The following is a 25007-nucleotide window of genomic DNA, read 5'->3' as shown; positions in this document are numbered from 1 at the left end:
CCGGACCTGCCTGCGCAGGTCCGGCCGCCCCTCGTGCGATACGTCGGACAGTACTACCGCGACCTGTTGGCCATCCGGCGCAGGAGGACGAAGCCGGCCAGTACCAGCAGTGCTCCGGCCGCGGCGGGCCACAGTTGCGTGCCGGTGTCCGCGAGTCCGCCGGAGACGGCCTGGGGCTCGGTCACCCCGCCCGCCTCCGCGGGTTCGGGACCGGGCACGGCGTTGCCGGAGTCCGAGCCGTCCGGCGAGCCACCTGTCGAGCCGGCCGCGTCGCTCTGGACCGCCGACGGGGACGTGGCGGCCTTGGGCTGCGTGTTGTCCTCGCCGCCCTCGTCCTTGCCCGCGTCACCCTTGCCCGCATCACCCTTGCCCGCTTCGCCCGCCGGCTCGGTCTCCTCGGGGCTGTCCGCGGACGGCTCCGCCGTGCTCTCGTCGCCGTCGCCCGCGGGCTCCTCGGTCTGACCGTCGTCGCCGGGCTGCTCGTTGCCGGGCTCGTCGCCGCCGGGCTGCTCGTTGCCGGGCTGCTCGTTGCCGTCCGTCGGGTCCGGAGTGGGCGCCGGCGGGTCGGTCGGCTCCGCACCGCCACCGTTGCCGTTGCCGCCGCCGTTGCCGCCCTCGTCACCGCCGTTGCCGCCGTCGCCGCCACCGCCGTCACCGCCGCCGATGTCCGCGGCGTCGCACTCACGGCCCTCGTTGATGCACTCCACCATCTCCGCCATCAGCGCCTCGTCGAAGACGTTGATGAAGTCGCCGTGGTCGGTGACCGGCTTGTGCAGCTGCTCGGGGAAGGAGTCGACCGCGAACAGCGGCTTCGTCCTGCCGCCGTCGGCCACACTGGGTGCGTCGATGTCGTAGACGATGCGCTGCACCAGCTGCGGGATGGCCTTGAAGTCGTTCGCACAGGCACCGTCGGCACCGGCGAACGCCACGTGGGTGCGGTGGTTGGCGCTGTCGATGTTCCGGCCGTCCCAGCAGCTCTGGAACTTGAAGGTGCGGACCACGTCACTGCCCTGGGGGCAGAGGGGGTACTTGTCCTTCAGCTGCCGGTCCTCGAAGCCGGTGCAGCTCCACGACGCGTTGGCGTTGGCGGGGCCGTTGACGAACGCCTTGGCGTCGCCGGTGATGATGCGCAGCAGCTTCGGCATGGCCGTGACCTCGCCGCGCGGGCTGCCCTCGAACGACATCGTGACCTGCTTGGGCGTGACGATCTCACCCGCGTTGCCCTCGATGCCACCGCCGGGAGAGGCGGCGTCCTTCTCCTCGGTGCCGTTCTGCAGCCGCACCACGGGCCAGAAGTACGAGGACTTGTCGCCCTTGTTCTCGCAGGTCGTCTCGGCGTTCGCCAGGTCCTCGTCGCTCGCGAAGGCGTCGTTGGACTGGTTGCCGACGTAGTCGTGGAAGTGGTGGGCGCCGTTGGTGACACCGGGAGCCACGATCACGTTGTCGGAGTTGAACAGCCCGTTGGCGTTCACCCCGCAGCTGGTGGTGAAGGAGCCCTTGGAGGCGTTGCCCTGGGCGCTCGGCTTCTGCACGTTGGGCTGGACCGTGGATATGTCCACGAAGTCGGCTGCCACGGGGCCGTTCCCGGCCTGGCCGCCGTTGCCGCCCTGCCCCTCGTCACCGCCCCCGTCGCCGCCCTGGTCCTGGCCCTCGCCCGCGCCCGGCTCCTGGCTCTCCTGGTTCCCGCCTTCGTTCCCGTTGCCGCCCTGCCCCTCGTCGCCCTGGCCCTCGTCGCCCTGGCCGTCGCCGTTCTGTTCGCCGCCCTGCCCCTCGCCCTGTTCGGCCTGGTTGCCGGAGGCGCGGAGAATGCAGGGCGCGAAGGCGTCCAGCCCTTCCGGGCGGTCACCGGCGGCGTCGACGGCCGCCACGATGCGCTCGATCGTCGCCGCCCGCTTGTCCTTGAGCGGGTTCATGATCGAGTTCTCGGCGAAGCCGCCGTCCTGCCTGATCGCGTCGGCGGAGCTCTGCAGCCGCTGGTACGCCTCGGCGATCTGCTTGTCCAGGAGGGCGAGTTCCCTGTCGACCTTCGTCCTGGCCTCGTCCGGCACCGCCGCCAGCTCACTGCCCACATCAGGGCAGTCGATCGTGGCGGCACCCGACGCGAGGACCTGGCCGGCCTGCTCCGAAGTGCTCTCGGAGGCCGTGGCGTAGACGTTCGCCGCTACCAGCCCGCCTCCTCCCAGCATCAGTGCGACCGCTCCGATGGTCGCGCGTCGTGCGCCTGTTGGGCGTCTGCGCGTGTTGCGTCCCAAGGATCTACTCCTACGCTTCGTTGCCGACCGGCATGGCAATCCCCCGCTTCATACGGAGATGAAGCTCCGAGTGTTCAGGCGCATCCCGGATTCATGGAAACCTCTCATGAACCAGACGTTTACGGGACCCGTGTCCGGGCAATCACGTTTTCCTGCGGTCTGACCGGGGAAGGGCGGTCCGGTGCACTCCGCGGGCGACGGAACCGGCACATCCCCGACCTGTGCCCCCGGCGCTCAGGGAAGCGGCTCGGCGGAGGGCGGCCGGGGTGACTGGTAGCCGCCGCTGGCCAGCATCCGGACCTCGCCCGCCCCGCTGATCTCGGCGCGCAGGATGCCGGTGGGGTCGCAGTAGACCGGATGGCCGCCCGGCCCGAGCGAGCTGGTCCGTTCGACGACCACCTCGTCCGTGTCGGCGCCGGTGCCCGAGGGACCGTGGGTGAAGGTCAGCCGGTAGCGGTCCGGGATTCGCATGACGGCCTCCGTGCACATGCCGGTCGCAGACCGGGCGGACGCGTCCTCTTCCATGATGCGGCCGCGTTCCCCGGCCCGCAGGATCTGCCGGCCGGAGCACGCCCGGCCCGGCCGACGCCACCACGCACCGGCCGGCCGTACCCGGCCGCAGACCACCTCGGAACACCGCATGCGACGGTCCGCTCCCGTCACCGATGCGTCACCTGCGCGTCCGCAGTGCGTACGCGGCGCGTCCGGGGACCTTCGCCCGCCGCACCACCGGTGCCCCTCGCCTCCCGGCCCCCGGCAGTGTAGACATGGGTGCATGGTCCGACTCTCGGGTCGATCCTGGGCGCGGTCGACCTTCCGCCCCAGCGGTCCGCGTGCACGGCGCGGACGCGGGCCCCGGCGCGGAGCCGCGGTGCGGTCGGCGCTGGGCGGGCGCAGTGTCGCGGGCCAGGTCTTCGTCCTGCAGGTGGCGATCGTGCTGCTGCTGGTCGTGGCCGCGGCCGTCGCACTGGTCCTGCAGGTGCGTTACGACAGCACGCGGGAGGCGCGGAACCGCTCGCTGGCGGTGGCCGAGACGTTCGCCAACGCCCCGGGCGTCCGCGAGGCGCTCACGGCGCCCGATCCCACGGCCGTGCTGCAGCCCCGCGCAGAAGCGGCCCGGGTGCGGTCCGAGGTGGACTTCGTGGTGGTGATGAACACCCGCGGCGTTCGCTACACCCACCCCAAGCCGGACCGGATCGGCAGGACGTTCGTCGGGACCCTCGGGCCCGCGCTGGCCGGCAGGTCCTTCACCGAGGAGATCACCGGGACCATCGGACCGCTGGTCCAGGCCGTGGTGCCCGTCGAGACGGACGACGGCTCGGTCGTCGGCCTGGTGTCGGCGGGCATCACGACCGAGAACGTGGGAGGTGTCGGGGACCGCCAGCTCCCCCTCCTCCTGACGGCCGCGGCCGCCGCCCTGGTCCTGGCCCTGGGGGGAACGGCACTGGTGAGCAGACGGCTGCTGCGCCAGACCCACGGCCTCGGCCCGTTCGAGATGACCCGGATGTACGAGCACCACGACGCGGTGCTGCACGCCGTGCGGGAGGGGGTGCTCATCGTCGGCGGCGAGGGCCGACTGCTGCTCGCCAACGACGAGGCGTACCGTCTGCTGGACCTTCCGGAGAACGCCGAGGGACGCCACGTCCTCGCCCTCGGCCTGGACACGGACACCGGCGCCCTGCTGGCCTCCGGGCGGGTTGCCACGGACGAGGTGCGCCTGGTGGGCGACCGGCTGCTGGCGATCAACCAACGGCCCACGGACCTCAAGGGCGGCCCGGCCGGCAGTGTCGCGACGCTCCGCGACTCGACCGAGCTGCGGGCGCTGTCCGGCAGGGCCGAGGTGGCCCGTGAGCACCTCAAGCTCCTGTACGACGCCGGGGTGGGCATCGGTACGACGCTGGACGTGACCCGTACCGCCCAGGAACTGGCGGAGGTGGCCGTCCCCCGGTTCGCCGACTACGCCACCGTGGATCTGGCCGAGGCCGTGCTGAACGGGGAGGAGCCGGACGCGGGCACCTCGCTGCGCCGTACGGCGTCCAGCGGCATCCGGAAGGACTCCCCGCTGTATCCGGTGGGCGAGCGGATCGGGTTCATAGCCTCCACCCCGCAGGCACACAGCATCGGCACCGGTGAGGCCGTGGTGGCACCCGACCTCAGGGAGGCGCACGGCTGGCGGGCCCAGGACCTGGAACGCACCGCGCAGATCGTGGAGTACGGGATCCACTCGCTGATCACGGTCCCCCTGCGGGCCGGGCACCTCGTCATGGGCGTGGCGAACTTCTGGCGCTCACGGAAGCCCGAGCCGTTCGACACGGAGGAGCTGGCCCTCGCCGAGGAGCTGGTCGCCCGTGCCGCGGTCTCCATCGACAACGCCCGGCGCTACACGCGCGAGCACACCATGGCGGTGACCCTTCAGCGCAGTCTGCTGCCCCGCAACCTGCCCGAGCAGGGCGCCCTGGACATCGCCTACCGCTATCTGCCCGCCCAGGCGGGGGTGGGCGGCGACTGGTTCGACGTGCTGCCGCTGTCCGGCGCCCGGGTCGCCCTGGTCGTGGGCGACGTCGTGGGGCACGGGCTGCATGCGGCGGCCACCATGGGGCGGCTGCGGACCGCGGTCCACAACTTCTCCGCGCTGGACCTGCCGCCCGACGAACTGCTGGGGCTCCTCGACGAACTGGTCGGCCGTATCGACCAGGACGAGACGACGGAGGACGGCAGCGCCGCCGTCACCGGCGCCACCTGCCTGTACGCCGTCTACGACCCGACCTCCCGGCAGTGCACCGTCGCCCGGGCCGGTCATCCGCCGCCCGCGGTGGTCCACCCGGACGGCGGTGTCGTGTTCCCCGAGGTGCCCGCCGGGCCGCCGCTCGGTCTCGGCGGTCTCCCGTTCGAGACGGCCGAGCTCACGCTGGAGGAGGGCAGCAGGCTGGTCCTCTACACGGACGGGCTCGTCGAGGACCGGGAACGGGACATCGACGTGGGCCTCGAACTGCTGCGGACCGCCCTCACCGGAGCCGGGCGGTCGCCGGAGGACACCTGCCGGGCCGTGCTCGACGCCCTGCTCCCGGTCAAGCCCGGCGACGACATCGCCCTGATCGTGGCGGGCACCCGGGCGCTCGGCGGCGACCGCGTCGCCGAGTGGCAGGTGCCGTCCGACCCGGCGTCGGTCGGGGAGGTACGCGCCCTGGTCACCCGGCAGCTGACGCGGTGGGACCTGGACGAGCTGGCGTTCACCACGGAGCTGATCCTCAGTGAGCTGGTGACCAACGCGATCCGGTACGGCCAGGGCCCCGTCAAGGTCCGTATGCTGCTCGACCGCGCTCTGGTGTGCGAGGTCTTCGACGGCAGCAGCACCTCACCGCACCTGCGGTACGCGGCGACGACGGACGAGGGCGGGCGCGGTCTGTTCCTGGTCGCGCAGCTCACCGAGCGCTGGGGTACCCGCTACACGCCCGCGGGCAAGGTCATCTGGGCCGAACAGCCGCTTCCCTGACCCGTACGGCCCGGCCCGGTTCCGGCCGGATCCGTACGGTTCCGGCCGAATCCGTCCGGATCCGGCCGCGAGGTGGTGAGGTGGTGAGGACTGTTCCCGGTGCCCGGGTCCCGGTCCTCGCGCCCGCTCTCAGTCCTCGCCCCTGACGATGTTGCCCTCCGGGTCCGCGGAGGTGCGGCGCGCCTCCCTGTCGACCGTCGCCGGGAGGCAGATGCGCACGCCGCCCCTGCGTCCGCGGCGGGCCTGCGCCCAGCCCGTCTCGGGCCGGTGGGCGGTGTCCTGGGTACTGCCGTAAGGGGTCACGGCTCCTCACATCCTTCCGCGCCCGGTCCCGCGCGGGACCGGGCCTGCGTCGTGTCGCGGCCGTCTTCGGTCACCGCTGCCGGGTCCCCGGCGGCGACGGCGGGAAACCCCGCCGCACGCACGTTCCGCTCCCCCGGCCCCGGCCCCGGCCTTCAGGAGCCCTGCGTGGACGTGTCCTCCGGTGTGTCCGGACCGGGCACGGGAAGCTTTTCGAGCGGCCGGGTCGCCGGGCCCTGCAGGATCCGGCCGTCGGTGCCGAACCGGGAGCCGTGGCAGGGGCACTCCCAGGCCCGCTCCGCGCGGTTGAAGGCGACCAGGCAGCCCAGGTGCGTACAGCGGGCCGAGACGGCGTGGACCTCCCCGGTGTCGTCGCGGTAGGCGGCGCAGCGGTGGCCGTCGATGCGCACGAGCGCGCCCTCGCCGGGAGCGAGGTCGTCCACCGAGCCCGAGGTGGGCGGCAGCCGGTCGCCGACGAAGTGCCGGGCGACCTTGGCCTGGTTCTTGAGGAAGGCGGGCGCCTCCCGCACGGCGGTGCGCACCCGCCGGGGGTCGTACAGCTCGCTCCACGGGGAGCCCTGACCGGTGATCAGGTCCGACAGGAGGCGGCCGGCCATGATGCCGCCGCTCATCCCCCATCCGCCGAACCCGGTCGCGACGTAGGTGTGCCGGCTGCCCGCGTGGAACGGGCCCACCAGGGGCACGGAGTCGGTGGAACTGTTGTCCTGCGTCGCCCAGCGGTGGGCGAAGTCGACCGGTCCGAAGTGTTCGGTGACCCAGGCGGTGAGCCGCCCGAAGCGCTCCTCAGTGTCGGCCGTCCCCGGGGTGAAGCTCTCCCCGGTGACGATGAGCAGCCGCTGTCCGTCCGTGTACGGGGCGGTGCGCACCGACCGGGTGTTCTGCTCCGGGGTGATGTACATGCCCCGCGGGGCGGAGCCGGCCGGCACGGGTGCGGTCAGCACGAGTTCGCGGTGCGGGGAGAGCCGGGTGAACAGGAGCGCCCGGTCGAAGACCGGGTAGTGCGTGGCGATCACGACGTCCGTGGCGGTCACCGTGGGTCCGGCCTCGGTGGTGAGGCGGCACGGCTCGCCCTCCGCCAGGCCGACGACCCTGGTGTGCTCGTACATCCGGGCGCCGTGCCGGAGCAGGTCGCCGGTGACGGCCGCCAGGTACTTCCGCGGGTGGAACTGGGCCTGCCCCGCCACCCGGACGGCGCCCGCGACCGGGAACGGCAGGTCCGTCTCCGTCACGTACTCGGCGGGCAGTCCGGCCGCGCGGGCGGCCTCCGCCTCGGCCTTCAGCTCCCCGGTCCGCCCGGGGTCCTGGGCGTAGGTGAACGCCTCGGTGTCCTCCCAGTCGCAGTCGATGCCCAGTTCGTCCACGAGCGCGGCGGCGTGCCGGATCGCCTCGGACTGGGAGCGCGCGTACAGCTTCGCGGCCTCGATGTCCCGGGTGCGGCGCAGCTGTTCGTAGACGAGGCTGTGCTGGGCGCTCAGTTTGGCGGTGGTGTGCCCGGTGACCCCGGTGGCGATCCGGTCGGCCTCCAGAACGGCCACGCTGCGACCGGCGCGGGCCAGTTCCCGGGCGGTGCTGAGCCCGGCGATACCCGCGCCGATCACGGCGACGTCCACCGTGATGTCGGTGGCCAGGGGGGCGTGGAGGTCTCCCGGAGGGGCTGTCTCGATCCAGTACGACGTCTGATCGCCTGCGTTACCAGTCATGGACCGCCGGGTTCCCCCTGCGCGCCGGGTGAAGCCCGCGGACCCGGGGCCGGCCACCGCCCGTGGGGGCCGCCCGTGGGGGCGCCTGCGGACCGCCCGCGGGGGCGCCTACGGCAGGGGCGTGCCGCCCGTGGCGTTCACGATCTCCCCGGTGATGAAGCTCGCCCGCTGGGAGGCGAGGAACACGTAGGCGGGCGCCATCTCGGCGGGCTGGGCGGGCCGGCCCATCGGCGACTGCTTGCCGAACTCGGAGGTGTCGGGCATCGTCGCGGGGATCAGCGGCGTCCAGACGGGCCCGGGGGCGACCGCGTTGACCCGGATGCCGTCCCCGGCGACCATCTGCGCCAGGCCGTGCGTGAACGTCACGATGGCGCCCTTGGTCATGGCGTAGTCGAGCAGGTGCGGGCTCGGCTGGTACGCCTGCACGGAGGTGGTGTTGATGATCGAGCCGCCCGCGGGCATGTGCTCCAGGGCCATCTTGCTAAGCCAGAACATCCCGTAGAGGTTCGTGCGCATCACCCGGTCGAACTGCTCCGTGGTGATGGAGCCGATGCCGTCGGGCTGCGACATCTGGTACGCGGCGTTGTTGACGAGGACGTCGACGCGCCCGAACTCGTCGACCGCGCGGTCGACGAGCCGGCGGCACTGCTCCTCGTCGCGGATGTCGCAGGGCACCGCGACGGCCTTGCGGCCCGCCTCCTCGACGAGCCGGGCGGTCTCGCGGGCCTCGTCGGCCTCCTCCGGGAGGTACGTGAACAGGACGTCCGCGCCCTCCCGTGCGAAGGCGATCGCCACGGCCCGGCCGATTCCGGAGTCCCCGCCGGTCAGGACCGTCTTGCGGTCGGTGAGCTGGCCGCTCCCCTCGTAGGACTCCTCGCCGTGGTCCGGCGGCGGGTCCATCGGGCCGGTCCACCCGGGGTGCTGCTGTTCCTGCTGCGGAAAGTCCGGCTGAGGGTGCTGGTCGACGGGATTCCGCTGTTCGGAGTCCTTCATGGGTGACGCCTTTCTGACTCTTCTGACTCTTCGGAAGGGTGCCGCCCGCCGGACGGAGGCCGTCGCCGGCGCGGCACTGGCTGCCTGGCGGGCGGCCGGGGCACCGCGGGGTGCGTACGCGCGTCCTGCGGTCCCGGCGGGCCGGGCACGGGGGAATGGTGTCCCGTCGCGCTCCGGTGGTGTCTCCGCCATCCCTGCCAGTCCCCCGTACGGGTGGAACCACACATGGACATGGGGTCCCACCGGCGTCACCGGCGGGCCGGGGCGGTCCGCTCGCGGACGGAGGCGTTCCGTGGTCAGCGGGGGGTCGTGTCGCGCTCGGCGTCGTGCTGGGCCAGCACCGACAGCAGGTCCGAGACCGTCAGGCCCGCGTCGGCCGGATGCCGCAGGATCGTGCCCGGCTGGATGCGGTACTCATTGGTGCGCCCCTGCCGGGTGTGGGTGAGGTAGCCGTCCTGTTCCAGGTCGGAAATGATCTTCTGCACGGCGCGCTCGGTCAGCCGGCAGCGCGCCGCGATGTCCCGGATGCGGATGTTCTGGTTGTCGGCGATCGAGGCCAGCACCCGGGCGTGGTTGGTGAGGAACGTCCAGCCGGAATGCGTCTCAGGTACTCCACCCATGGCCACAGCATACGTCTCCAGATTCACGTAAACCAAAGGGTGAAATAATTTTCGTGTATCTCTTGACGTGTGAAGATCCGGATCCGAACCTGGAAGGAACAGTGACGGCGCACGCACAGGGAGCGGTTGCCATGTCGGAACCCGTGCTTTCCGCCCGACCCGCCGGCCGGCACGTCACCCCCCGCGCGGCTTCGTCCGGCACGACTTCGTCCAGCGCGACTTCGTCCGGCGCGGCAGGGGGACGCCCGCCTGCGCCCTTGAGGATCGAGGCGCGTCCGGCCGGCGGGCGGACGACCGTCGTGGCGGTCGGCGAGATCGACCTGGCGACCTCCCCCGGGCTGCGGCGGTCGCTGCACGAGGCCCTTTCCGTGTCGGCCCGCGGCATCGACCTCGACCTGAGCGGGGTCGGCTTCTGCGACTGCTCCGGGCTCAACGTCCTGATGCTCGTCCAGCGGCACGCGGCCGCGGACGGCAGGACGGTCGTCCTGCGGTCGGCGAGCCCCGCCGTCGAGCGGCTGCTCACCCTCACCGGGACCTCGTCGCTCTTCTCGCCCGCGCAGGACACCGGCCCCGGCGCCGCTCGTCACCCGCACGACCCGCACCGTCCGCACGACCTGCACGACCCGCGCCCCGGCGCGGCGCACAGCACCACGGAGGAGAGCCCCCTGTCCGATGACGTCGCCGACGACGAGCGGGATCTGCGCGCCGAAGTCGCCCAGTCGAAGCGCGCCATGCGGACGCGGCCGGTCATCGACCTGGCCCGCGGGGTCCTGATGGCGACCTTCGGACTGAGCCCCGAGGACGCCTGGAGCGTCCTCGTCACGGTCTCCCAGAACTCCAACGTCGAGTTGCATCACCTCGCCGGGTCCACGGTGGCCGCCGTGCGGGGCGAGCCGCTCCCCGAGCCCCTGCGGCAGCGGCTGTCCGCGGCTGCCGCCGAGTTGTCCGCATCCCCGCCGGCACCGGGAGGGGCGACCGTGGGACCGGTGGGCCCGGGGGCCGTGAACCCGGGGCCCGTACGGCGGTCGGCCGCGCCCGCGGGGCACGGACGCGGCAAAAAACGTTCTGTCCAGCGGAAAGGCGGCCTTTCACTCTAACGAAGGTCACCCGCGGGTCGACCGGACAAATAGGACCCCGCGTCCACTAGCTTCCTTCTCCTGCACACCAGGAACAGAGGAGCGACGTGGCCGGAGTGAGCCTCCCGGAACATCCGTACAGCCGCACGGAGGCGACCCGGCTGCTGTGCGCCGGCACGTACCAGGACGGCGTCTTCCGCCGGCGGGTCGTCGACGAACTGGTGTTCCACCAGGAGCGTCCCGTGGCCCCTCCGCTGGGGGTCGACGTGCTGCCCGTGCTGACCCACGCCCTGCGGGCCGGCCGGCAGGAGCTGCGTACCGCGGCGCTGATGCTGGCGGCCTGGCTCGGGTTCCTGCTGTCCGACGTGGTGATGTTCTGGGACAGCGTCGCCGACCGGTGGGGCGACGGGGCCGAGGTCGGCTTCGGTGACGTGTTCACCGCGTTCTACGCGGGCGACGACAGGCTGACCGCCGGGATGCCCCTGCCCTGGTCGCAGTTCTACGCGCTCGTCGCACTGGGGCTCTGGTCCGCCCACGCCATGCGCGCGCGAAGCGCCAGGGACGGCCGAACGGGCCTGCCAGGACCGGCGGCCGGGGCGGCGGGCGTTCTCGGCCGCGCGCTGACGCCGGCCGCCGCGCTGTTCGCCTTCTTCTACTGGTGCTGGTACGTGGCCGGGGTGCTGGACGGCGACGTACAGACGCCCTATCCGCTGCTGTTCCCGCTGCTCATCGCCCTGATCGCCTGGTGGCACCAGACCGCGCGGCGCAGGGCCCTGTGCCGCTGGCTGTCCCGCTGGACGTTCCCGGGAACGACGCAGCCGGACCTGCCCGCGGGCCCGTTGTACGAGGACCTGGTCGCGTCCGTCGACCGCGAGCAGAGGGCCGCGCTGACCCTCTACGAGCCGGACAGTCCCTTCGTGGGGATGGGCGCGCGCCGCTCGGCCTGGTCCTTCGCGATGGAACTGCGCAAGCGCCCCGGTCCGCCCGGCGGCCCCGGTGCCCCGGACGCCGAGTCCGCCCCCGACGGCTCCCCGGTGCCCGGCCGGGGCCAGGCCCCGCTCACCGCCGAGCGCGCCCTCGCCATGATCGAGCCGCAGTTGCTCCAGCTGCGCGAGTCCGCCGCGCTCACCGGCAAGGACCGGCTGCGCGAGATGGAGGTCGACCGCTTCGTCCATCTGCCCGGCGGTGTCGGCCGCGACGAGGAACTGCACCTGGGCGGGACCGCCGACGCGCAGGCCGTACGGGCGGACGACCGGCCCGACCTGGACGGCCTGCCGGTCTACGACCCCGCCCAGGTCGCCGCCCATCTGGCGGAGGCCGTCGACGAAGGGGGCGAGGGGCGGCGCGTCTTCCTCCGCGTCCGCATCGGCTCCTGGCACGAGCAGGTCGTGGTGACCGTCCTGATCCGTGTGCACACCCAGGGCGGCATGGTCGTGCTGGAGGTCGTCCCGTACGTGCTCGGCCCCGTCCGCAAGGACTTCGGGAAGGTCGACACCCTCGTGGACCGGCTGCCGGAGACCTGGATGCACGGCGCCCTGCGCGCCCTCGGCAGCGGACCCGCGACCAGCGTGAGCACCGGTCTCGGCGCCCTCAGCACCCTCGCCCGGGAGATCGCCGCCGGCTGGTCCGACCGCGACCCCGCCCCCGACGTCCCCCGCGTCTCGCTGCGTCAGCTGGCGAGCACGGCCCAGCTGTCGCCCTACCAGGAGATGGACACCGCCCGGTACATCAAGACGGTCCAGGAGCGCGTCGTGAACGGCATGCGCCAGGCCCTGCGGTCCCACGGCTACCAGACCGACCAGTTCGAGCAGCACGTCTACCAGCTCAGCGGCGGAAGCGTCTTCATCCAGGACATGTCCGGCGGCGCGGTCGCCACGGGCAGCCAGAGCAGCGCGACCGCGCACACCACCCCCGCGCCGGCGCACGGTACGCCGCGCACCACCGCGTAGGGACCCGCACACCGGACTCCGGCGACCCCGAGGAACCAGTACATGAACGACACAGGGCACCACACCCCCGGCGGGCCCGCACCGGACGGCGGTTCCGGCGGCGTGAACATCGGCTCCATGAGCGGCGGTTCGATCGCCACCGGCAGCCATGGACACGCGAACTCCGTCAACCACACCACGGCCGGGCCCACCGGGCTCCACGCGGAGCTGCTCGCATCCGTCCGCGCCCTGCGCGAGGCCCTGCCCGCCCGGGAACGCACCGCCGAGGACATGAGCCTCGACGGCGAACTGGCCGACGCGGAGCACGAGATCCTCCGCACCGGAACCGCGCCGCCGGAGCGTCTCACCCGGCTGCTGGTGGGCGTACGCGGCTGGCTGGGATCGCAGGCTCCGGCCGCCGGGGCCGTCGCCTCGGCCACCGCCGTCGTCCAGGGCATCGCCCAACTCCTCGGATGACCCGCACGACAGGAAGGGGACGGCCATGAGGGTGTTCGACACGGAGCGGCAGGACTGGGCCGGGTCCCGGCGCGAACGCCTCTTCCACCCCGACCAGTACCTCGACGTGGCACGGCAGAAGGCCGTTCGGCAGAACGCCGCGATCGTCCTCGCGGTCGCCGGCCTCACCTTCGGCGTCTGGGCCCTGGCCTGGAAGGACGAGCCGGAACCCTACCGCGAGCCCGCCGTCACCCAGCAGGACACCGTGGAGGGGGCGACGGGCGGGACCGGCGACGGCGTACCGCGGGCCCCGTCGTCCCCCTCCGGCGGGATCTCGCCCGGGACGTCGCCGCGGCCCCTGCCCGGCGGCTACGTGTCGCAGCAGGACCCGGAGGGGTACCGGGTGGCGCTGCCGCGGGGCTGGAAGCGCGACAGCCGGTCGTCGCAGTACGGCATCGACGTGGTCGACTACCGCAGCACGGACGGCAGCCGGCGGCTCCAGGTGTTCCAGGTGATGGAGACGTCCCCGTACGAGTCGCTGAAGGCCGCGCAGGCGGAGGCCAGGAAGCTCGAAGGGTACGAGACCGTCTCCCTCGCCCAGGTCACCGGCAGGACGGGAGCGGCCGCCGAGCACGAGTACCGGGCCGACGAGATCTCGGGCGAGCGGGGCGGCGGCCCCCGGCACGTGATCGACCGCCGCTTCGAGGCCGCCGACGGCCGGCGGTACGCGCTGGTCGCGTACGGCTCGGACGGCGACGGGCCGGACGACGAGCGGGAACTCCTGGACACGGCGCTGCTCTGGTTCTGCCCGCCCGGCATGGAGTGCGCTCCGCCGACCGGCTGACAGGCCGCGCCGGGTGCCGGCCGGTCAGCTCACAGGGGCTGGAGGCGCCGGCGCAGGAGGCAGAACTCGTTGCCCTCCGGGTCGAGCAGGACGTGCCAGCTCTCGGTGCCGGTCTGGCCGACGTCGGCGGGCCGCGCGCCGAGGGCGAGCAGCCGTTCCAGCTCGGCGTCCTGGTCGCGGTCGGTGGCGTTGACGTCGATGTGCAGCCGGAGCTTCTTCGGCCGGGCGTCACTCGTCGGACCGAAGACGAGGGTGGGCTGCGGGCCGCCGAACCCGGCGCCGGGCGGGCCGATCTCGATGCTCCCGTCCTCCTCCCGGCCGAGTTCGACGTATCCGAGGACGTCGCCCCAGAACGCCGCCAGCCGCTCGGGGTCCACGGCGTCGACGACCAGTTCGCTGATGCGGCATGCCATGCCCCTCACCCTACGGGACGGTGTCCCGCGCCCTCCTCCGCGGGCGGCGCCGTCGTGCCCCGCACCTCCAGGGCCGGTGTGCCGAGGACGAGCCGGGCGGGGCGCGCGGGGTCGGCGATGCGGTCGAGCAGGCACTGCGCGGCGCGGCGGCCGACGTCGTGGCCCGCGTTGTCCACGGTGGTGAGCCACAGGTGGCGCAGCCGGGCGAGGTAGGTGTTGTCGTAGCCGACCAGGGAGAGGTCCAGCGGGACCCGCAGCCCGAGTTCCCCGGCTGCGGACAGCGCGCCGACGCAGGCCATGTCGTTGAAGGCGAACACGGCGGTGGGCCGCCGGGAGCCGCTGAGCAGCCGGACCGTGGCCCGGTAACCGCCCTCCTCGGTGAGGTCGCCCTGTTCCACGACGGCCGTGCCGCTCAGACCGTGTTCGCGCATGACGGTCTCGAAGCTGCGGCGGCGCAGTTCGCCGACCGTGCCCCGGCCCGCGATGTGGGCGATGTGCCGGTGGCCCAGCGCGATGAGGTGCTCGGTGGCGAGGCGGGCGCCGTACGCGTCGTCGCCCGCGACGACGTCCGCCCGGGACGGCACCGGTTCGCGGGCGCCCGCGACGACGGTGGGCAGCCGTTCGGCCGCCGTGCGGAGCATCTCGGGGGCGGGGAGCGTGCCGACCGCGACGAGGCCGTCGACGCGCAGGTCCGTGAACATGCGGGTGAGGTCCTCGCCGAGGCGCCGGTTCAGATGGCCGTCGGCCAGCAGCATGTGCAGACCGCGGGCGTCCAGGAGGGAGTTGAGGCCGTCCAGCAGTTCCACGAACCACGGGTTGCGCATGTCGTTCAGGAGCACACCGACCAGCGGTCTGCCCCCCGACCGGGCGTGGTCGAGCGCCTCGGGGGTGCGGCGCTCGCCGAGGCTGCGGGCGGCGGCGTTGGGCCGGTAGCCGAGCTCCTCGGCGGCGGCGAGGACGGCCTGCCGCTTCTCCGGGCGCACCCGGTCGGAGCCGCGCAGTACGAGCGAGACCAGGGATTTCGACACTCCGGCCCGTTCGGCGACATCGCGGATCGTCGGGGGTCTCATGGGTTGGACCGTTCCACAGTGCTCGGCGCGAAGTCAAAGGGGTTGACACCTGCTGTGACGAACCCCAGTGTGAGCCGGAATCATCGTGGACCGATCCAAAACATCCAAGCGATCCGAAGAGGAACAGTCATGGGGAGTACGCTCGGCGTCGCCGTCGTGGGGTTCGGCTGGATGGGGCGGGTGCACACCCAGGCGTACGTACGCGTGGCGCACCACTTCCCGCAGCTGTCCGTACGGCCCGAACTGATCGCCGTCGCCGACGAGGTGCCCGGCCGGGCCGAGGAGGCCGCCGCACGGTACGGGTTCGCGACGGCGGCCGGGAACTGGCGGGAGGTCGCCGCCGATCCCCGGGTCCACGCCGTGAGCGTCGCCGCCCCGAACTTCCTGCACCGCGAGATCGGCGTCGCCATGGCCGAGGCGGGCAAGCACCTCTGGATCGAGAAGCCGGTCGGCCTCACCGCCCAGGACGCACGGGCGGTCGCGGGCGCCGTCGCCGGGGCCGGCGTCCAGGGCACGGTCGGCTTCAACTACCGCAACGCGCCTGCCGTCGTGGCCGCACGGGAGCTGATCGCCGCCGGGGAGATCGGCACCGTCACCCATGTCCGCATCCGCCTCTTCAGCGATTACGCGGCTCATCCCGAGGGTGCCCTGACCTGGCGGTACGAGCGGGAGCGCGGCGGCAGCGGAGTACTGGGCGACCTCGCCTCGCACGGTGTGGACCTGGCCCGTTTCCTGCTGGGCGAGATCGCGTCGCTGACCGCGGACACGGCCGTCTTCGTCCCCGAGCGGGCCCGGCCCACCGGCGCCACCGCGGGCCACACCCGCGCCACCGGCGGCGAGTCGGGCCCGGTGGAGAACGAGGACTACGTGTCCTGTCTGCTGCGCTTCGCGTCCGGCGCCCGGGGTGTCCTGGAGGCCTGCCGGGTCTCGGTCGGCGAGCAGAACAACTACGGCTTCGAGATCCACGGCACCGAGGGCGCGGTCCTCTGGGATTTCCGCCGTATGGGTGAATTGGGCGTCAGCCGCGGTACGTCGTTCCAGGACCAGCCGGTCAGCACCCTGTACGTCGGTCCGGGGCACGGCGAGTACGCCGCCTTCCAGCCGGGCTCGGCCAACAGCATGGGCTACGACGACCTCAAGGTCGTCGAGGCGTACCACTTCCTGCGCTCCATCGCCGAGGGCACCCCGTACGGGGCCACATTGGAGGACGCCGTGCGCAGTGCGGCCGCCCTGGACGCCATGGTCCGTTCCGCCGAGCAGGGCACCTGGGTGAGTCCAGCCGAATGATCCTGGCATAGCCGGGCGGTACGTGCCTTGACGGGCTCCGCGCCTACGAGATGGTCAGTAGGATTGCCTGCTCATGGACACACGCGTGGTGTACGAGATGATTACTGTTCCGTCTGGGCGGGTGACGCTGTCGGACCGGCGGACGCGGCGCAGCTGGTCGGTCGAACTCTCGCCCTACCTGCTCGGGTCCTCCCCCGTCACACAGGCGCTGTACGCACGGGTCACGGGCGAACGGCCGAGCACCGCCGACGGGGACGAGCTGCCCGTGGAAGGTGTCTCGTGGTGGGACGCGGTCCGGTTCTGCAACGCCCTGTCGCGGCACGAGGGCCTCACCCCCGCCTACCTCCCGCGGGCCGGCGGGGAGGGCATCGAGTGGGACACGGGCGCCGACGGCTACCGGCTGCCGACCGAGGCGGAGTGGGAACACGGCTGCCGTGCCGGCACACCGGGGCCGCGCTACGCGCCGCTCGACGAGATCGCCTGGTACCGCGACGACTCGCGGGAGCGCGTCCACGACATGGGAGGCAAACGGCCCGACCCGTGGGGCCTGCACGACATGCTGGGCAACGTCTGGGACTGGTGCTGGGACCTCTACGACCCCGAGGCGTACGGCACCTACCGGGTGCTGCGCGGGGGCGGCTGGTTCGACGAGCACTGGAGCTGCCGGGCCTCCGCGCGGCGCCGCAGCCATCCGAGTCACCAGGTCGACGACGTGGGGTTCCGCGTCGCGCGTTCCGTACCGCGGTGACGCGGCCTGCGGGCCGCGGGGTCGTACGGCCGTATGCCCCGTGGCCCGGTGGGGGCCGATCGCGCGGTTCCCCGCGCCCCTGAAAGACGGAAGCAGGGGCGCGGCCCCACTTCAGGGGCGCAGCCCCGCCTCAGGGGCGCGGGGAACCGCGCGGCGAGCCCCCACCGGCCCGCAGCGGCGGCGAGGCCCGGGCCGCCCGCAGGGCACCCGTCACCGGTTCACCCTTTCGGGCGGCACTTCCGCCTGACAGACTTCCGTGGTGCGCGACTTCGACTTGCTTGTCATCGGATCCGGCCCGGGCGGCCAGAAAGCCGCCATCGCCGCGGCCAAGCTCGGCCGCCGGGTCGCCGTCGTCGACCGCCCCGACATGGTCGGAGGGGTCTCCATCCACACCGGGACCATCCCCTCCAAGACCCTGCGCGAGGCGGTCCTCTACCTCACCGGTCTCACCCAGCGGGACCTCTACGGCCAGAGCTACCGGCTGAAGGAGGACATCACCGTCGCCGACCTGACCGCGCGCACCCAGCACGTGGTCGGGCGCGAGGTCGACGTCATCCGCAGCCAGCTCGCCCGCAACCACGTCTCCCTGTTCGCGGGCACCGGCCGCTTCGTGGACGACCACACCATCGCGCTGCGCGAGGTGACCGGCAACGAGCGGCTGCTGAGCGCGGACACCGTCGTCATCGCGACCGGGACCAGGCCGGCCAGGCCCGCGACCGTCGAGTTCGACGAGCTGACGGTCCTGGACTCCGACAACGTTCTCAACCTGCAGCAGGTGCCCCGTTCCATGGTCATCGTCGGGGCCGGTGTGATCGGCATGGAGTACGCCTCCATGTTCGCCGCCCTCGGCAGCAAGATCACCGTGGTCGAACAGCGGCCCGGGATGCTCGACTTCTGCGACGTCGAGGTGATCGAGTCGCTCAAGTACCACCTCAGGGACCTCGCCGTCACCTTCCGCTTCGGCGAGACGGTCGCCGCGGTCGAGCGCCACGCGCGGGGCACGCTCACCATCCTGGAGAGCGGCAAGAAGATCCCGGCGGACGCCGTGATGTACTCCGCGGGCCGGCAGGGCCTCACCGACGACCTCGGCCTGGACAAGGCCGGCCTGTCCGCCGACCGGCGCGGCCGGATCAAGGTCGACGAGCACTACCGCACCGAGGTGCCGCACATCTACGCGGTCGGCGACGTCATCGGCTTCCCGGCGCTGGCGGCGACCTCGATGGAGCAGGGCCGTACGGCCGCTTACCACGCGTGCGGCGAGCCGGTGAACCGGATGCACGACCTCCAGCCCATCGGCATCTACACCATTCCGGAGATCAGCTTCATCGGGCGGACCGAGGACCAGCTCACCGAGGACCGCGTGCCGTTCGAGGTCGGCATGTCCCGCTACCGCGAACTGGCCCGGGGTCAGATCATCGGCGACTCGCACGGCATGCTCAAGCTGCTCGTCTCCCCCGACGACCGCAAACTGCTCGGCGTGCACTGCTTCGGCACGGGCGCCACCGAGCTGATCCACATCGGGCAGTCGGTGATGGGCTGCGGCGGTACGGTCGACTACCTGGTCGACGCCGTCTTCAACTACCCGACGCTCGCGGAGTCCTACAAGGTCGCCGCGCTGGACGCCACCAACAAGATCCGCCAGATCGACCGGCTCAGGGACTGACCGGACCCGCCGGACACCCGGACCGCGGCGCCGGCGGGAGTCCCGCTCCCGCCGGCGCACGGCCGTCGGCAGCGGGCCTGCGTCGGCGGCCGCGGCCGAGCGCATAAGCTCGACGCGTGGCCAAGTACTTCGATGTTCATCCCGACAATCCCCAGCAGCGCACCATCACCCAGGTCGCCGACTCCATCCGGGCCGGCGCGCTCGTCGTGTACCCCACGGACTCCTGCTTCGCGCTGGGATGCCAGCTGGGCAGCCGTGACGGCATCGACCGGATCCGCTCCATCCGCCGGCTCGACGACCGCCACCACTTCACGCTGGTGTGCCAGAACTTCGCGCAGCTCGGTCAGTTCGTGCAGGTCGACAACGACGTGTTCCGTGCCGTCAAGGCGTCCACGCCCGGCAGTTACACCTTCATCCTGCCCGCGACCAGGGAGGTCCCGCGCAAGCTGCTCCACCCGAAGAAGAAGACGGTCGGCGTCCGCATCCCCGACCACACGGTCGCCCAGGCGCTGCTCGCCGAGCTGGGGGAGCCGCTCCTGTCCAGCACGCTCCTCCTGCCCGACGAGGACGAGCCGATGACCCAGGGCTGGGAGATCAAGGAACGGCTGGAGCACTCCGTCGACGCGGTGCTCGACTCCGGCGGCTGCGGCACCGAACCGACGACGGTCATCGACTTCTCCAGCGGAGAGGCCGAGATCGTGCGCAAGGGAGCCGGCGACACCTCACGGTTCGAGTGAGCCGCCGTCCGCGCCGCACCGCCCCGCCGCTCGCCGGCCGCCGGGGCAGTGCCCGCCGAGGTGTCTCATGACGCCGGTGGAGGCCGTCGCCGTGTTCGTCGCGGGCGTGGCGGCGGGCGGCGTCAACACCGTCGTCGGTTCCGGAACCCTGATCACCTTTCCCGTCCTGCTGGCCACCGGTCTGTCACCCGTCACCGCGACGGTCTCCAACGCGCTCGGGCTGGTCCCCGGCGCCGTCAGCGGAGCCTTCGGCTACCGGCGGGAACTGCGCGGCCAGCGCCGGCGCATCCTCAGGCTGAGCGTCGGGGCCCTGCTGGGCGGCTTCACGGGAGCGGTGCTCCTGCTGGCCCTGCCCGCGACGGCGTTCGAGAAGATCGTGCCCGTCGTGGTGGGCCTGGCCCTCCTCCTGGTCGCGTTCCAGCCGCTGATCACCAGGTCCCTGCGCCGCCGCCGGGCGAAGGCCGCCGACGACGTGTCCGCCGGCGCCACCGGCGACACACCGGCCGGCGCCACATCCACCGGTGTCACCGACGGCACGTCCACCGGCGCCACCTCCGGCGCCCCCGTCGGTGCTCCGGACCGGGCCCCCTCCCGTCGTGACGGCGGACCGCTGCTGTTCGTCGGCCTGGCACTCGCCAGCGTCTACGGCGGCTACTTCGCGGCGGCGCAGGGCATCATCTACATGTCGCTGATGGGGGTGCTCCTGGACGAGACGATGCAGCGCCTCACCGCCGTCAAGAACGTCCTCGTAGCCGTCGTCAACACCGTCGCCGCCACCTTCTTCCTCTTCGTCGCGGACTTCGACTGGACGGCCGTCGCGCTGATCGCCGTCGGCTCCGCGCTCGGCGGGCAGATCGGCGCCTCGGTCGGCCGCCGCTTCAGCCCCGTGGTCCTGCGGACCCTCATCGTGGTGGTCGGCACGGTCGCCCTCGTCCAGCTGCTGCTCCGCTGAGTGCCGGGCACCGGCACCGGCGCCGGGCACCGGGCACCGGGCGGGGACGGTCTAGCCGGCGGTGGGGTGCACCTTGCTGAACGGCCCTTCCAGTGCCGCCCACTGCAACAACATGATGGTCTTCGCGTCGGCGATCCCGCCGGTGCGGATCATGCCGAGGGCCTGCTGGAAGGGCAGTTCGACGGTCTCGATGTCCTCCCCCTCCTCCGCCAGCCCGCCGCCCCGGTGGGTGCGGGTGGCCGGTCCGTAGGGGGCGGCGTAGAAGGTCACGCGCTCGGTGACCGACCCCGGGCTCATGTAGACCTCGAAGAGCCGCTGGACCTCACCCACCGTGTGCCCGGTCTCCTCGACCACTTCGCGGCGCACGGCGACCTCGGGGTGCTCGTCGTCCTCGTCCAGCAGGCCGCCCGGTGTCTCGACGAGCATGCCGTCGGGGTGGCCGTTGACGTACACGGGATAGCGGAACTGCCGTGTGAGCAGCACCGTCCCGCGTTCCGTGTCGTAGAGCAGGATCGTGGCGCCGTTGCCGCGGTCGTGCGTCTCGCGCTCCTGGGTGGACCAGGTGCCGTCGGCGAGCCGGAGGTCGAAGGTCGTGGTGCGCTCCACGTACCAGTGGCAGGACAGCAGTTTCACGTCCCGCACCTTGACCCGGGGATTCCCGCTCAGGTCCAGGCCGACCCGGTCGAGTCCGGTACGGCCCCTGCGGTCCGGGGTGTCGATGCCCGCGGTCATCGTGCGACCTCCGAGGACGAGGGGCCGGGGAACACGGCGACCGCGCTGGTGCACGCGCCGGTGGAACACATGGTCATGTCCCGCTTCTACCATCCCGGACCCGACCGTGTCAGGCGTGCCGTCGATCAACGGCGGGGTTACGAGACGGCGGGGCTACGAGCGGCGGCGGGGCCTGCCGCCCTTCGCCCCGCGGGCTCCCTTGTCCCCTTTGGCTCCCTTGGCTCCCTGAGCACCTTTGGCTCCCCTGCCTCCCCCGGCTCCCTTCGCGGGGGTACCGGAGCCCGTCCGGGCGCTCCTGCCGGAGGGCTTACCGGAGGGTTCGGCCTTCGACTGCGGGCGGCCCCGGGAGCTGTTGACCGTCCGGCCCCGGACGACCCCGATGAAGTCCTCCACCAGGTCCGTGGTCCGGTCCTCCGGCCACGACAGGGCCACCCGGGACCCGGGGGCGTCCGTGACCGGCCGGTACGTGAGGTCCTTGCGATGGTGGAGGCGGGCGATCGACTGCGGAACGACGAGGAGACCCACGCCCGCCGCCACCAGCTCGACGGCGTCGGCGGTCGTGGCGGGGCGCTCCAGCGCGGGACGGCCCGGCGGGTGCTCCCAGTCGAAGGGGTCGTCGAGGGGGTGCAGCACGATGTCGTCCGCCAGGTCCCCGGCGGTCACCTCGTCCACCGCGGTCACCACGTGGTCCCTGGGGACGACGACCACGGTGGTCTCGGCGTAGAGGGGGATCGCGCTGAGGTCCGTGCCGTCGACCGGCAGGCGGACGAACCCCGCGTCGGCGTCACCGCCGCGCAGCACGCCGGGGGCTTCGGCGGCGGACACCGCGAGGAGGGTCAGGGGAACGTCGGGCCGCCGTTCGTCCCAGATCCGCACCCACTTGCCTGGGGTCACCCCCGGGACGTACGCGAGCCGGAACGAGCGGGGTTCTTCCGAGCCTGTCACCTGGCCAGGTTACCCGGCGTGGTCGGCGGTGGTTCACCTGCTCGATACCCTTGACGGCATGACGTCGCACCAGAACACCCAGACGATGAAGCCCGCGACCGCGGCGAAGAAACTGGGTGTGTACCTCGAGGCCACACCCACCGAGTTCCAGGAAGGTGTCATCTCGCGCTCCGAGCTCACCGCGCTCCAGACCGATCCGCCCGAGTGGCTGCGGGAACTGCGGCGCGACGGTCCGCACCCCCGGCCGGTGGTCGCGGCGAAGCTCGGCGTCTCCATCTCGGGTCTCGCCCGCGGCGGAGTGACGCAGGCCCTCACCACGGAGCAGATCGAGGCACTGAAGCGGGACTCCCCGGAGTGGCTGGAGAGGGAGCGTGCCACGCAGGCCGAGGTCCGCAGGGAAGCGGCCCGCATCGAGGACAAGAAGGCCGAGCGCTAGCACCCTGCGGAACGGCTGTGCGGAACGGCTCCGCGGAACGGCTCTGTGGAACACTCGACGCGTGATCATCGAACGCGCGTACGCGCATGTGGCTTCGCACGACGAGGAGGCGTGGCCCTGGTCGGTGCCCTGTGTACGCGGGCTGCTGGCGGACGGGATGCGGTTCACCGCGCCGGTCACCTTCGTCGTGGGTGAGAACGGTTCGGGCAAGTCGACGCTGGTCGAGGCGCTGGCGGAGGGTTTCGGGCTCGATCCGTACGGCGGCTCGCACGACTGGCGCTACGCGAGCCGGCGGTCCAAGTCGGTGCTGGGCGAGCGGATCCGTTTCGACGCCGGGACGCGCGGGCGGCGGATGCTCGGCAGCTGGTCGGCCCGCAAGGGGTTCTTCCTCCGGGCCGAGACCGCCATGGACGCACTGGACCGGGAGGGGTTCGCGCCGGACTCGGTCAGTCACGGCGAGGGGTTCCTCGCGGCGTTCCGGGGCAAGTTCCACCAGGCCGGGCTGTATGTGCTGGACGAGCCGGAGGCCGCGCTCTCGTTCGGCTCGTGCCTCGAACTGCTGGGCCACCTCGACCGGTTGGTGAAGGCGGGCGGGCAGGTCGTCTGCGCCACGCACTCCCCCCTGCTGACCGCGCTGCCGGGCGCGGACATCATCGAGGTGGGCGACCACGGCATGCGGCGGGTGACCTGGCCGGAGCTCGACCTGGTCGACCACTGGCGCCGCTACCTCGCCGACCCGCGGGCCTACCTCCGGCACATCCTCGACTGACACCGACCGCCACCGCCGGGGCGTCCGCGGCCGGCCGCACCCCCGCGGGGCCCACCGCGGCACCTCCCACGGGGCCCACCACCCGCGCCGGTCCCGGTGATCGCCTGCGAGGATGGGATCAGTGCGTGCGTGCGTTCGGGAAAGTGCGCCCCGACGATGCCCCGACGACGGAGGAGTCCTGTGCCACTGCCCTCACAACCGTTGCGGAAGCTGGGCTTCTTGACCATCGGCCTGTTCGACGAGGCCGATCCCCGCACGGGCCACGAGTCGACGCTGGAGATCATCGAGCTCGGTGAACGGCTGGGCTTCGACAGCGCGTGGCTGCGTCACCGCCATCTCCAGTACGGCATCTCCTCCCCGGTGGCCGTCCTGGCGGCGGCCTCGCAGCGCACCACCCGGATCGAGCTCGGGACGGCGGTCATCCCCCTCGGCTGGGAGAACCCGCTGCGGCTGGCCGAGGACCTGGCCACGGTCGACATCCTGTCCGGGGGCCGCCTCAACCCGGGCGTCAGTGCGGGGCCGCCGATGCGCTACGACCAGGTCAAGGACGCGCTGTACCCCGACACCGCCGACGCCGAGGACTTCGGCCACGACCGGGTGGCGCGGCTGCTGGGCTTCGTCCGCGGCGAGCCCGCCACCGATTTCAGCGGGGTCGAGGGCTTCGAGGTCTTCTCGGACCGCGTCCAGCCGCACTCCGCGGGTCTCGGCCGGCGCCTCTGGTACGGCGGCGGCAGCCTGCGGTCGGCCCGGTGGGCGGGTGAGCACGGGATGAACTTCCTGACCAGCAGCGTCGTCAAGGCGGAGGAGTCCGAGGACTTCGCCGAGATCCAGCTGTCCCACGTACGCGCCTTCCGGGCCCACCACCCCGACGGCGACCGGGCCCGCGTCTCCCAGGGGCTCGTCGTCGTCCCCACCGACAGCGCCACCCCGGAACAGCGGGCGAAGTACGAGGCGTACGCCGAGCAGCGGACCCCGCGCACCGCCGTGCCCCAGGGTCCGGCGCGCCTGATGTTCGCGCCCGACCTCGTCGGGACCTCCGCCGAGATCGCCGAACGGCTGTACGCCCACGCCGCGTTCCGGGAGATCGACGAGGTCGCGTTCGCGCTGCCCTTCACCTTCGAGCACGCGGACTACGTCCAGATCCTCACCGACATCGCGACCGGGCTGGGCCCGGCGCTGGGCTGGCAGCCGTCGGCCCGGCGGGGACAGCCCGCCGGGGGACTCAGTCGCTGACGCTGCTGCGGGCCTGGTACAGCAGGTCGCCGTACTCGGGGTGGCGGGCGATCCAGCCGGCGTAGAAGGGGCAGGTGGCCAGCACCCGCAGACCGGCCGCGCGCGCCTCGTCGAGGGAGACCCGGACCAGCGCGGAGCCGACCCCCTTGCCCTCGCACTCCGGACTCACCTCGGTGTGCACGAACGCGATGAGCTCCGTCGTGCGGATGTAGTCCGCGTAACCGGCCACCGTGGACGCTCCGTCGAGACGGGCCTCGTAGCGACGCGCTCCGGGCGCGTCGCTCACCTCCACCGCCATGGGTCCTCCCCTGTCCGTGACTCCCGTACGGCTGTCGTGCC

24 protein-coding genes are annotated in these 25007 nt (G+C 72.6%); 13 read left to right on the top strand and 11 right to left on the bottom strand.

The genetic code is table 11. From position 1 onward, the window contains the following. Positions 1–53 precede the first annotated feature (53 nt). Both KM933_RS11040 and KM933_RS11035 read right to left on the bottom strand, forming a co-directional pair. The gene (locus tag KM933_RS11040; RefSeq protein ID WP_221350983.1) at positions 54–2186 is read right to left on the bottom strand and encodes a DUF1996 domain-containing protein; all 2133 of its coding nucleotides are present in this window, start codon (positions 2184–2186) and stop codon (positions 54–56) included. A 300-nt stretch (positions 2187–2486) separates the two neighbouring features. Then, positions 2487–2723, bottom strand: a complete 237-nt coding sequence (locus KM933_RS11035; RefSeq protein WP_221350783.1) for a DUF6296 family protein — start codon at positions 2721–2723, stop codon at positions 2487–2489. 304 nt (positions 2724–3027) lie between these two features. Between KM933_RS11035 and KM933_RS11030 the strand changes: the two genes are divergently transcribed. Beyond that, entirely contained in the window at positions 3028–5745 is a 2718-nt protein-coding gene (locus KM933_RS11030) for a SpoIIE family protein phosphatase (RefSeq protein WP_221350781.1), read from the top strand. 129 nt (positions 5746–5874) lie between these two features. Here KM933_RS11030 and KM933_RS11025 read toward each other — a convergent pair whose 3' ends face one another. The 4 genes from KM933_RS11025 to KM933_RS11010 form a co-directional block, all read right to left on the bottom strand. Then, complete coding sequence (locus KM933_RS11025) at positions 5875–6048, bottom strand: hypothetical protein (protein WP_221350779.1); 174 nt, start codon at positions 6046–6048, stop codon at positions 5875–5877. Positions 6049–6200: 152 nt separating this feature from the next. Next, positions 6201–7766, bottom strand: a complete 1566-nt coding sequence (locus tag KM933_RS11020) for an FAD-dependent oxidoreductase (protein ID WP_221350777.1) — start codon at positions 7764–7766, stop codon at positions 6201–6203. Between the two features lie 108 nt (positions 7767–7874). Beyond that, a complete protein-coding gene (locus KM933_RS11015) occupies positions 7875–8759 on the bottom strand; it encodes an SDR family oxidoreductase (RefSeq protein WP_221350775.1) in 885 nt (294 codons plus the stop codon). Positions 8760–9055: 296 nt separating this feature from the next. Further along, a complete protein-coding gene (locus KM933_RS11010; RefSeq protein WP_221350749.1) occupies positions 9056–9379 on the bottom strand; it encodes a helix-turn-helix transcriptional regulator in 324 nt (107 codons plus the stop codon). Between the two features lie 257 nt (positions 9380–9636). Between KM933_RS11010 and KM933_RS11005 the strand changes: the two genes are divergently transcribed. From KM933_RS11005 to KM933_RS10990, 4 genes are all read left to right on the top strand, one after another. Then, on the top strand, positions 9637–10476 hold the full coding sequence (locus tag KM933_RS11005) for an anti-sigma factor antagonist (RefSeq protein WP_260333360.1): 840 nt from the start codon (positions 9637–9639) through the stop codon (positions 10474–10476). An 86-nt stretch (positions 10477–10562) separates the two neighbouring features. Further along, complete coding sequence (locus KM933_RS11000) at positions 10563–12404, top strand: hypothetical protein (protein ID WP_221350745.1); 1842 nt, start codon at positions 10563–10565, stop codon at positions 12402–12404. A gap of 42 nt (positions 12405–12446) precedes the next feature. Further along, a complete protein-coding gene (locus KM933_RS10995; protein ID WP_221350743.1) occupies positions 12447–12860 on the top strand; it encodes a hypothetical protein in 414 nt (137 codons plus the stop codon). Between the two features lie 25 nt (positions 12861–12885). Continuing rightward, positions 12886–13683 carry a hypothetical protein gene (locus KM933_RS10990; RefSeq protein ID WP_221350741.1) on the top strand — a complete coding sequence of 266 codons (798 nt, stop codon included), beginning with the start codon at positions 12886–12888 and terminating at the stop codon, positions 13681–13683. 29 nt (positions 13684–13712) lie between these two features. Here KM933_RS10990 and KM933_RS10985 read toward each other — a convergent pair whose 3' ends face one another. Together KM933_RS10985 and KM933_RS10980 are read right to left on the bottom strand one after the other, a co-directional pair. Further along, complete coding sequence (locus KM933_RS10985) at positions 13713–14096, bottom strand: VOC family protein (RefSeq protein WP_221350739.1); 384 nt, start codon at positions 14094–14096, stop codon at positions 13713–13715. 5 nt (positions 14097–14101) lie between these two features. After that, on the bottom strand, positions 14102–15166 hold the full coding sequence (locus KM933_RS10980) for a LacI family DNA-binding transcriptional regulator (protein WP_221350737.1): 1065 nt from the start codon (positions 15164–15166) through the stop codon (positions 14102–14104). A gap of 129 nt (positions 15167–15295) precedes the next feature. Here KM933_RS10980 and KM933_RS10975 point away from each other — a divergent pair, with 129 nt between their 5' ends. The 5 genes from KM933_RS10975 (at position 15296) to KM933_RS10955 (ending at position 20553) form a co-directional block, all read left to right on the top strand. Then, a complete protein-coding gene (locus KM933_RS10975; protein ID WP_221350735.1) occupies positions 15296–16453 on the top strand; it encodes a Gfo/Idh/MocA family protein in 1158 nt (385 codons plus the stop codon). A gap of 73 nt (positions 16454–16526) precedes the next feature. Beyond that, complete coding sequence (locus KM933_RS10970) at positions 16527–17201, top strand: formylglycine-generating enzyme family protein (RefSeq protein WP_260333359.1); 675 nt, start codon at positions 16527–16529, stop codon at positions 17199–17201. A gap of 259 nt (positions 17202–17460) precedes the next feature. Further along, positions 17461–18864, top strand: a complete 1404-nt coding sequence (gene sthA / locus KM933_RS10965) for a Si-specific NAD(P)(+) transhydrogenase (protein WP_221350733.1) — start codon at positions 17461–17463, stop codon at positions 18862–18864. Between the two features lie 116 nt (positions 18865–18980). After that, positions 18981–19601: an L-threonylcarbamoyladenylate synthase gene (locus tag KM933_RS10960; RefSeq protein ID WP_221350731.1), complete on the top strand. Its 621-nt coding sequence runs from the start codon at positions 18981–18983 to the stop codon at positions 19599–19601. A 67-nt stretch (positions 19602–19668) separates the two neighbouring features. Continuing rightward, positions 19669–20553, top strand: coding sequence for a sulfite exporter TauE/SafE family protein (locus tag KM933_RS10955; RefSeq protein WP_221350729.1), 885 nt, complete (start codon positions 19669–19671; stop codon positions 20551–20553). Positions 20554–20604: 51 nt separating this feature from the next. Here the strand turns inward: KM933_RS10955 and KM933_RS10950 are convergent, their stop codons facing one another. Beyond that, a complete protein-coding gene (locus KM933_RS10950) occupies positions 20605–21285 on the bottom strand; it encodes an NUDIX domain-containing protein (protein ID WP_221350727.1) in 681 nt (226 codons plus the stop codon). Positions 21286–21438: 153 nt separating this feature from the next. Continuing rightward, complete coding sequence (locus KM933_RS10945; protein WP_221350725.1) at positions 21439–22230, bottom strand: LysR substrate-binding domain-containing protein; 792 nt, start codon at positions 22228–22230, stop codon at positions 21439–21441. 58 nt (positions 22231–22288) lie between these two features. On the opposite strand from KM933_RS10945, the gene KM933_RS10940 reads away from it, so the two are divergent. The 3 genes from KM933_RS10940 (at position 22289) to KM933_RS10930 (ending at position 24668) form a co-directional block, all read left to right on the top strand. Further along, entirely contained in the window at positions 22289–22666 is a 378-nt protein-coding gene (locus KM933_RS10940; RefSeq protein ID WP_221350723.1) for a DUF5997 family protein, read from the top strand. 61 nt (positions 22667–22727) lie between these two features. Then, entirely contained in the window at positions 22728–23435 is a 708-nt protein-coding gene (locus tag KM933_RS10935) for an AAA family ATPase (RefSeq protein WP_221350722.1), read from the top strand. 180 nt (positions 23436–23615) lie between these two features. Beyond that, positions 23616–24668 carry an LLM class flavin-dependent oxidoreductase gene (locus KM933_RS10930; RefSeq protein WP_221350720.1) on the top strand — a complete coding sequence of 351 codons (1053 nt, stop codon included), beginning with the start codon at positions 23616–23618 and terminating at the stop codon, positions 24666–24668. Here the strand turns inward: KM933_RS10930 and KM933_RS10925 are convergent. Then, the gene (locus tag KM933_RS10925; protein ID WP_221350718.1) at positions 24658–24966 is read right to left on the bottom strand and encodes a GNAT family N-acetyltransferase; all 309 of its coding nucleotides are present in this window, start codon (positions 24964–24966) and stop codon (positions 24658–24660) included. The genes KM933_RS10930 and KM933_RS10925 overlap by 11 nt on opposite strands. Positions 24967–25007 lie beyond the last annotated feature (41 nt).

Origin of the sequence: Streptomyces beigongshangae, from assembly GCF_019710745.1 — a bacterium.
GTDB lineage: Bacteria > Actinomycetota > Actinomycetes > Streptomycetales > Streptomycetaceae > Streptomyces > Streptomyces beigongshangae.
Note: the sequence above shows the minus strand (reverse complement) of the source record. Positions and strands in the feature narration are given on the sequence as shown.

Coding starts and splice junctions, on each gene's coding strand:
- KM933_RS11040 (WP_221350983.1), bottom strand. CDS start 2,186: ATGCTGGGAGGAGGCGGGCTGGTAGCGGCGAACGTCTACGCCACGGCC.
- KM933_RS11035 (WP_221350783.1), bottom strand. CDS start 2,723: ATGCGAATCCCGGACCGCTACCGGCTGACCTTCACCCACGGTCCCTCG.
- KM933_RS11030 (WP_221350781.1), top strand. CDS start 3,028: ATGGTCCGACTCTCGGGTCGATCCTGGGCGCGGTCGACCTTCCGCCCC.
- KM933_RS11020 (WP_221350777.1), bottom strand. CDS start 7,766: ATGACTGGTAACGCAGGCGATCAGACGTCGTACTGGATCGAGACAGCC.
- KM933_RS11015 (WP_221350775.1), bottom strand. CDS start 8,759: ATGAAGGACTCCGAACAGCGGAATCCCGTCGACCAGCACCCTCAGCCG.
- KM933_RS11010 (WP_221350749.1), bottom strand. CDS start 9,379: ATGGGTGGAGTACCTGAGACGCATTCCGGCTGGACGTTCCTCACCAAC.
- KM933_RS10995 (WP_221350743.1), top strand. CDS start 12,447: ATGAACGACACAGGGCACCACACCCCCGGCGGGCCCGCACCGGACGGC.
- KM933_RS10990 (WP_221350741.1), top strand. CDS start 12,886: ATGAGGGTGTTCGACACGGAGCGGCAGGACTGGGCCGGGTCCCGGCGC.
- KM933_RS10985 (WP_221350739.1), bottom strand. CDS start 14,096: ATGGCATGCCGCATCAGCGAACTGGTCGTCGACGCCGTGGACCCCGAG.
- KM933_RS10980 (WP_221350737.1), bottom strand. CDS start 15,166: ATGAGACCCCCGACGATCCGCGATGTCGCCGAACGGGCCGGAGTGTCG.
- KM933_RS10975 (WP_221350735.1), top strand. CDS start 15,296: ATGGGGAGTACGCTCGGCGTCGCCGTCGTGGGGTTCGGCTGGATGGGG.
- KM933_RS10970 (WP_260333359.1), top strand. CDS start 16,527: ATGGACACACGCGTGGTGTACGAGATGATTACTGTTCCGTCTGGGCGG.
- KM933_RS10955 (WP_221350729.1), top strand. CDS start 19,669: ATGACGCCGGTGGAGGCCGTCGCCGTGTTCGTCGCGGGCGTGGCGGCG.
- KM933_RS10950 (WP_221350727.1), bottom strand. CDS start 21,285: ATGACCGCGGGCATCGACACCCCGGACCGCAGGGGCCGTACCGGACTC.
- KM933_RS10940 (WP_221350723.1), top strand. CDS start 22,289: ATGACGTCGCACCAGAACACCCAGACGATGAAGCCCGCGACCGCGGCG.
- KM933_RS10925 (WP_221350718.1), bottom strand. CDS start 24,966: ATGGCGGTGGAGGTGAGCGACGCGCCCGGAGCGCGTCGCTACGAGGCC.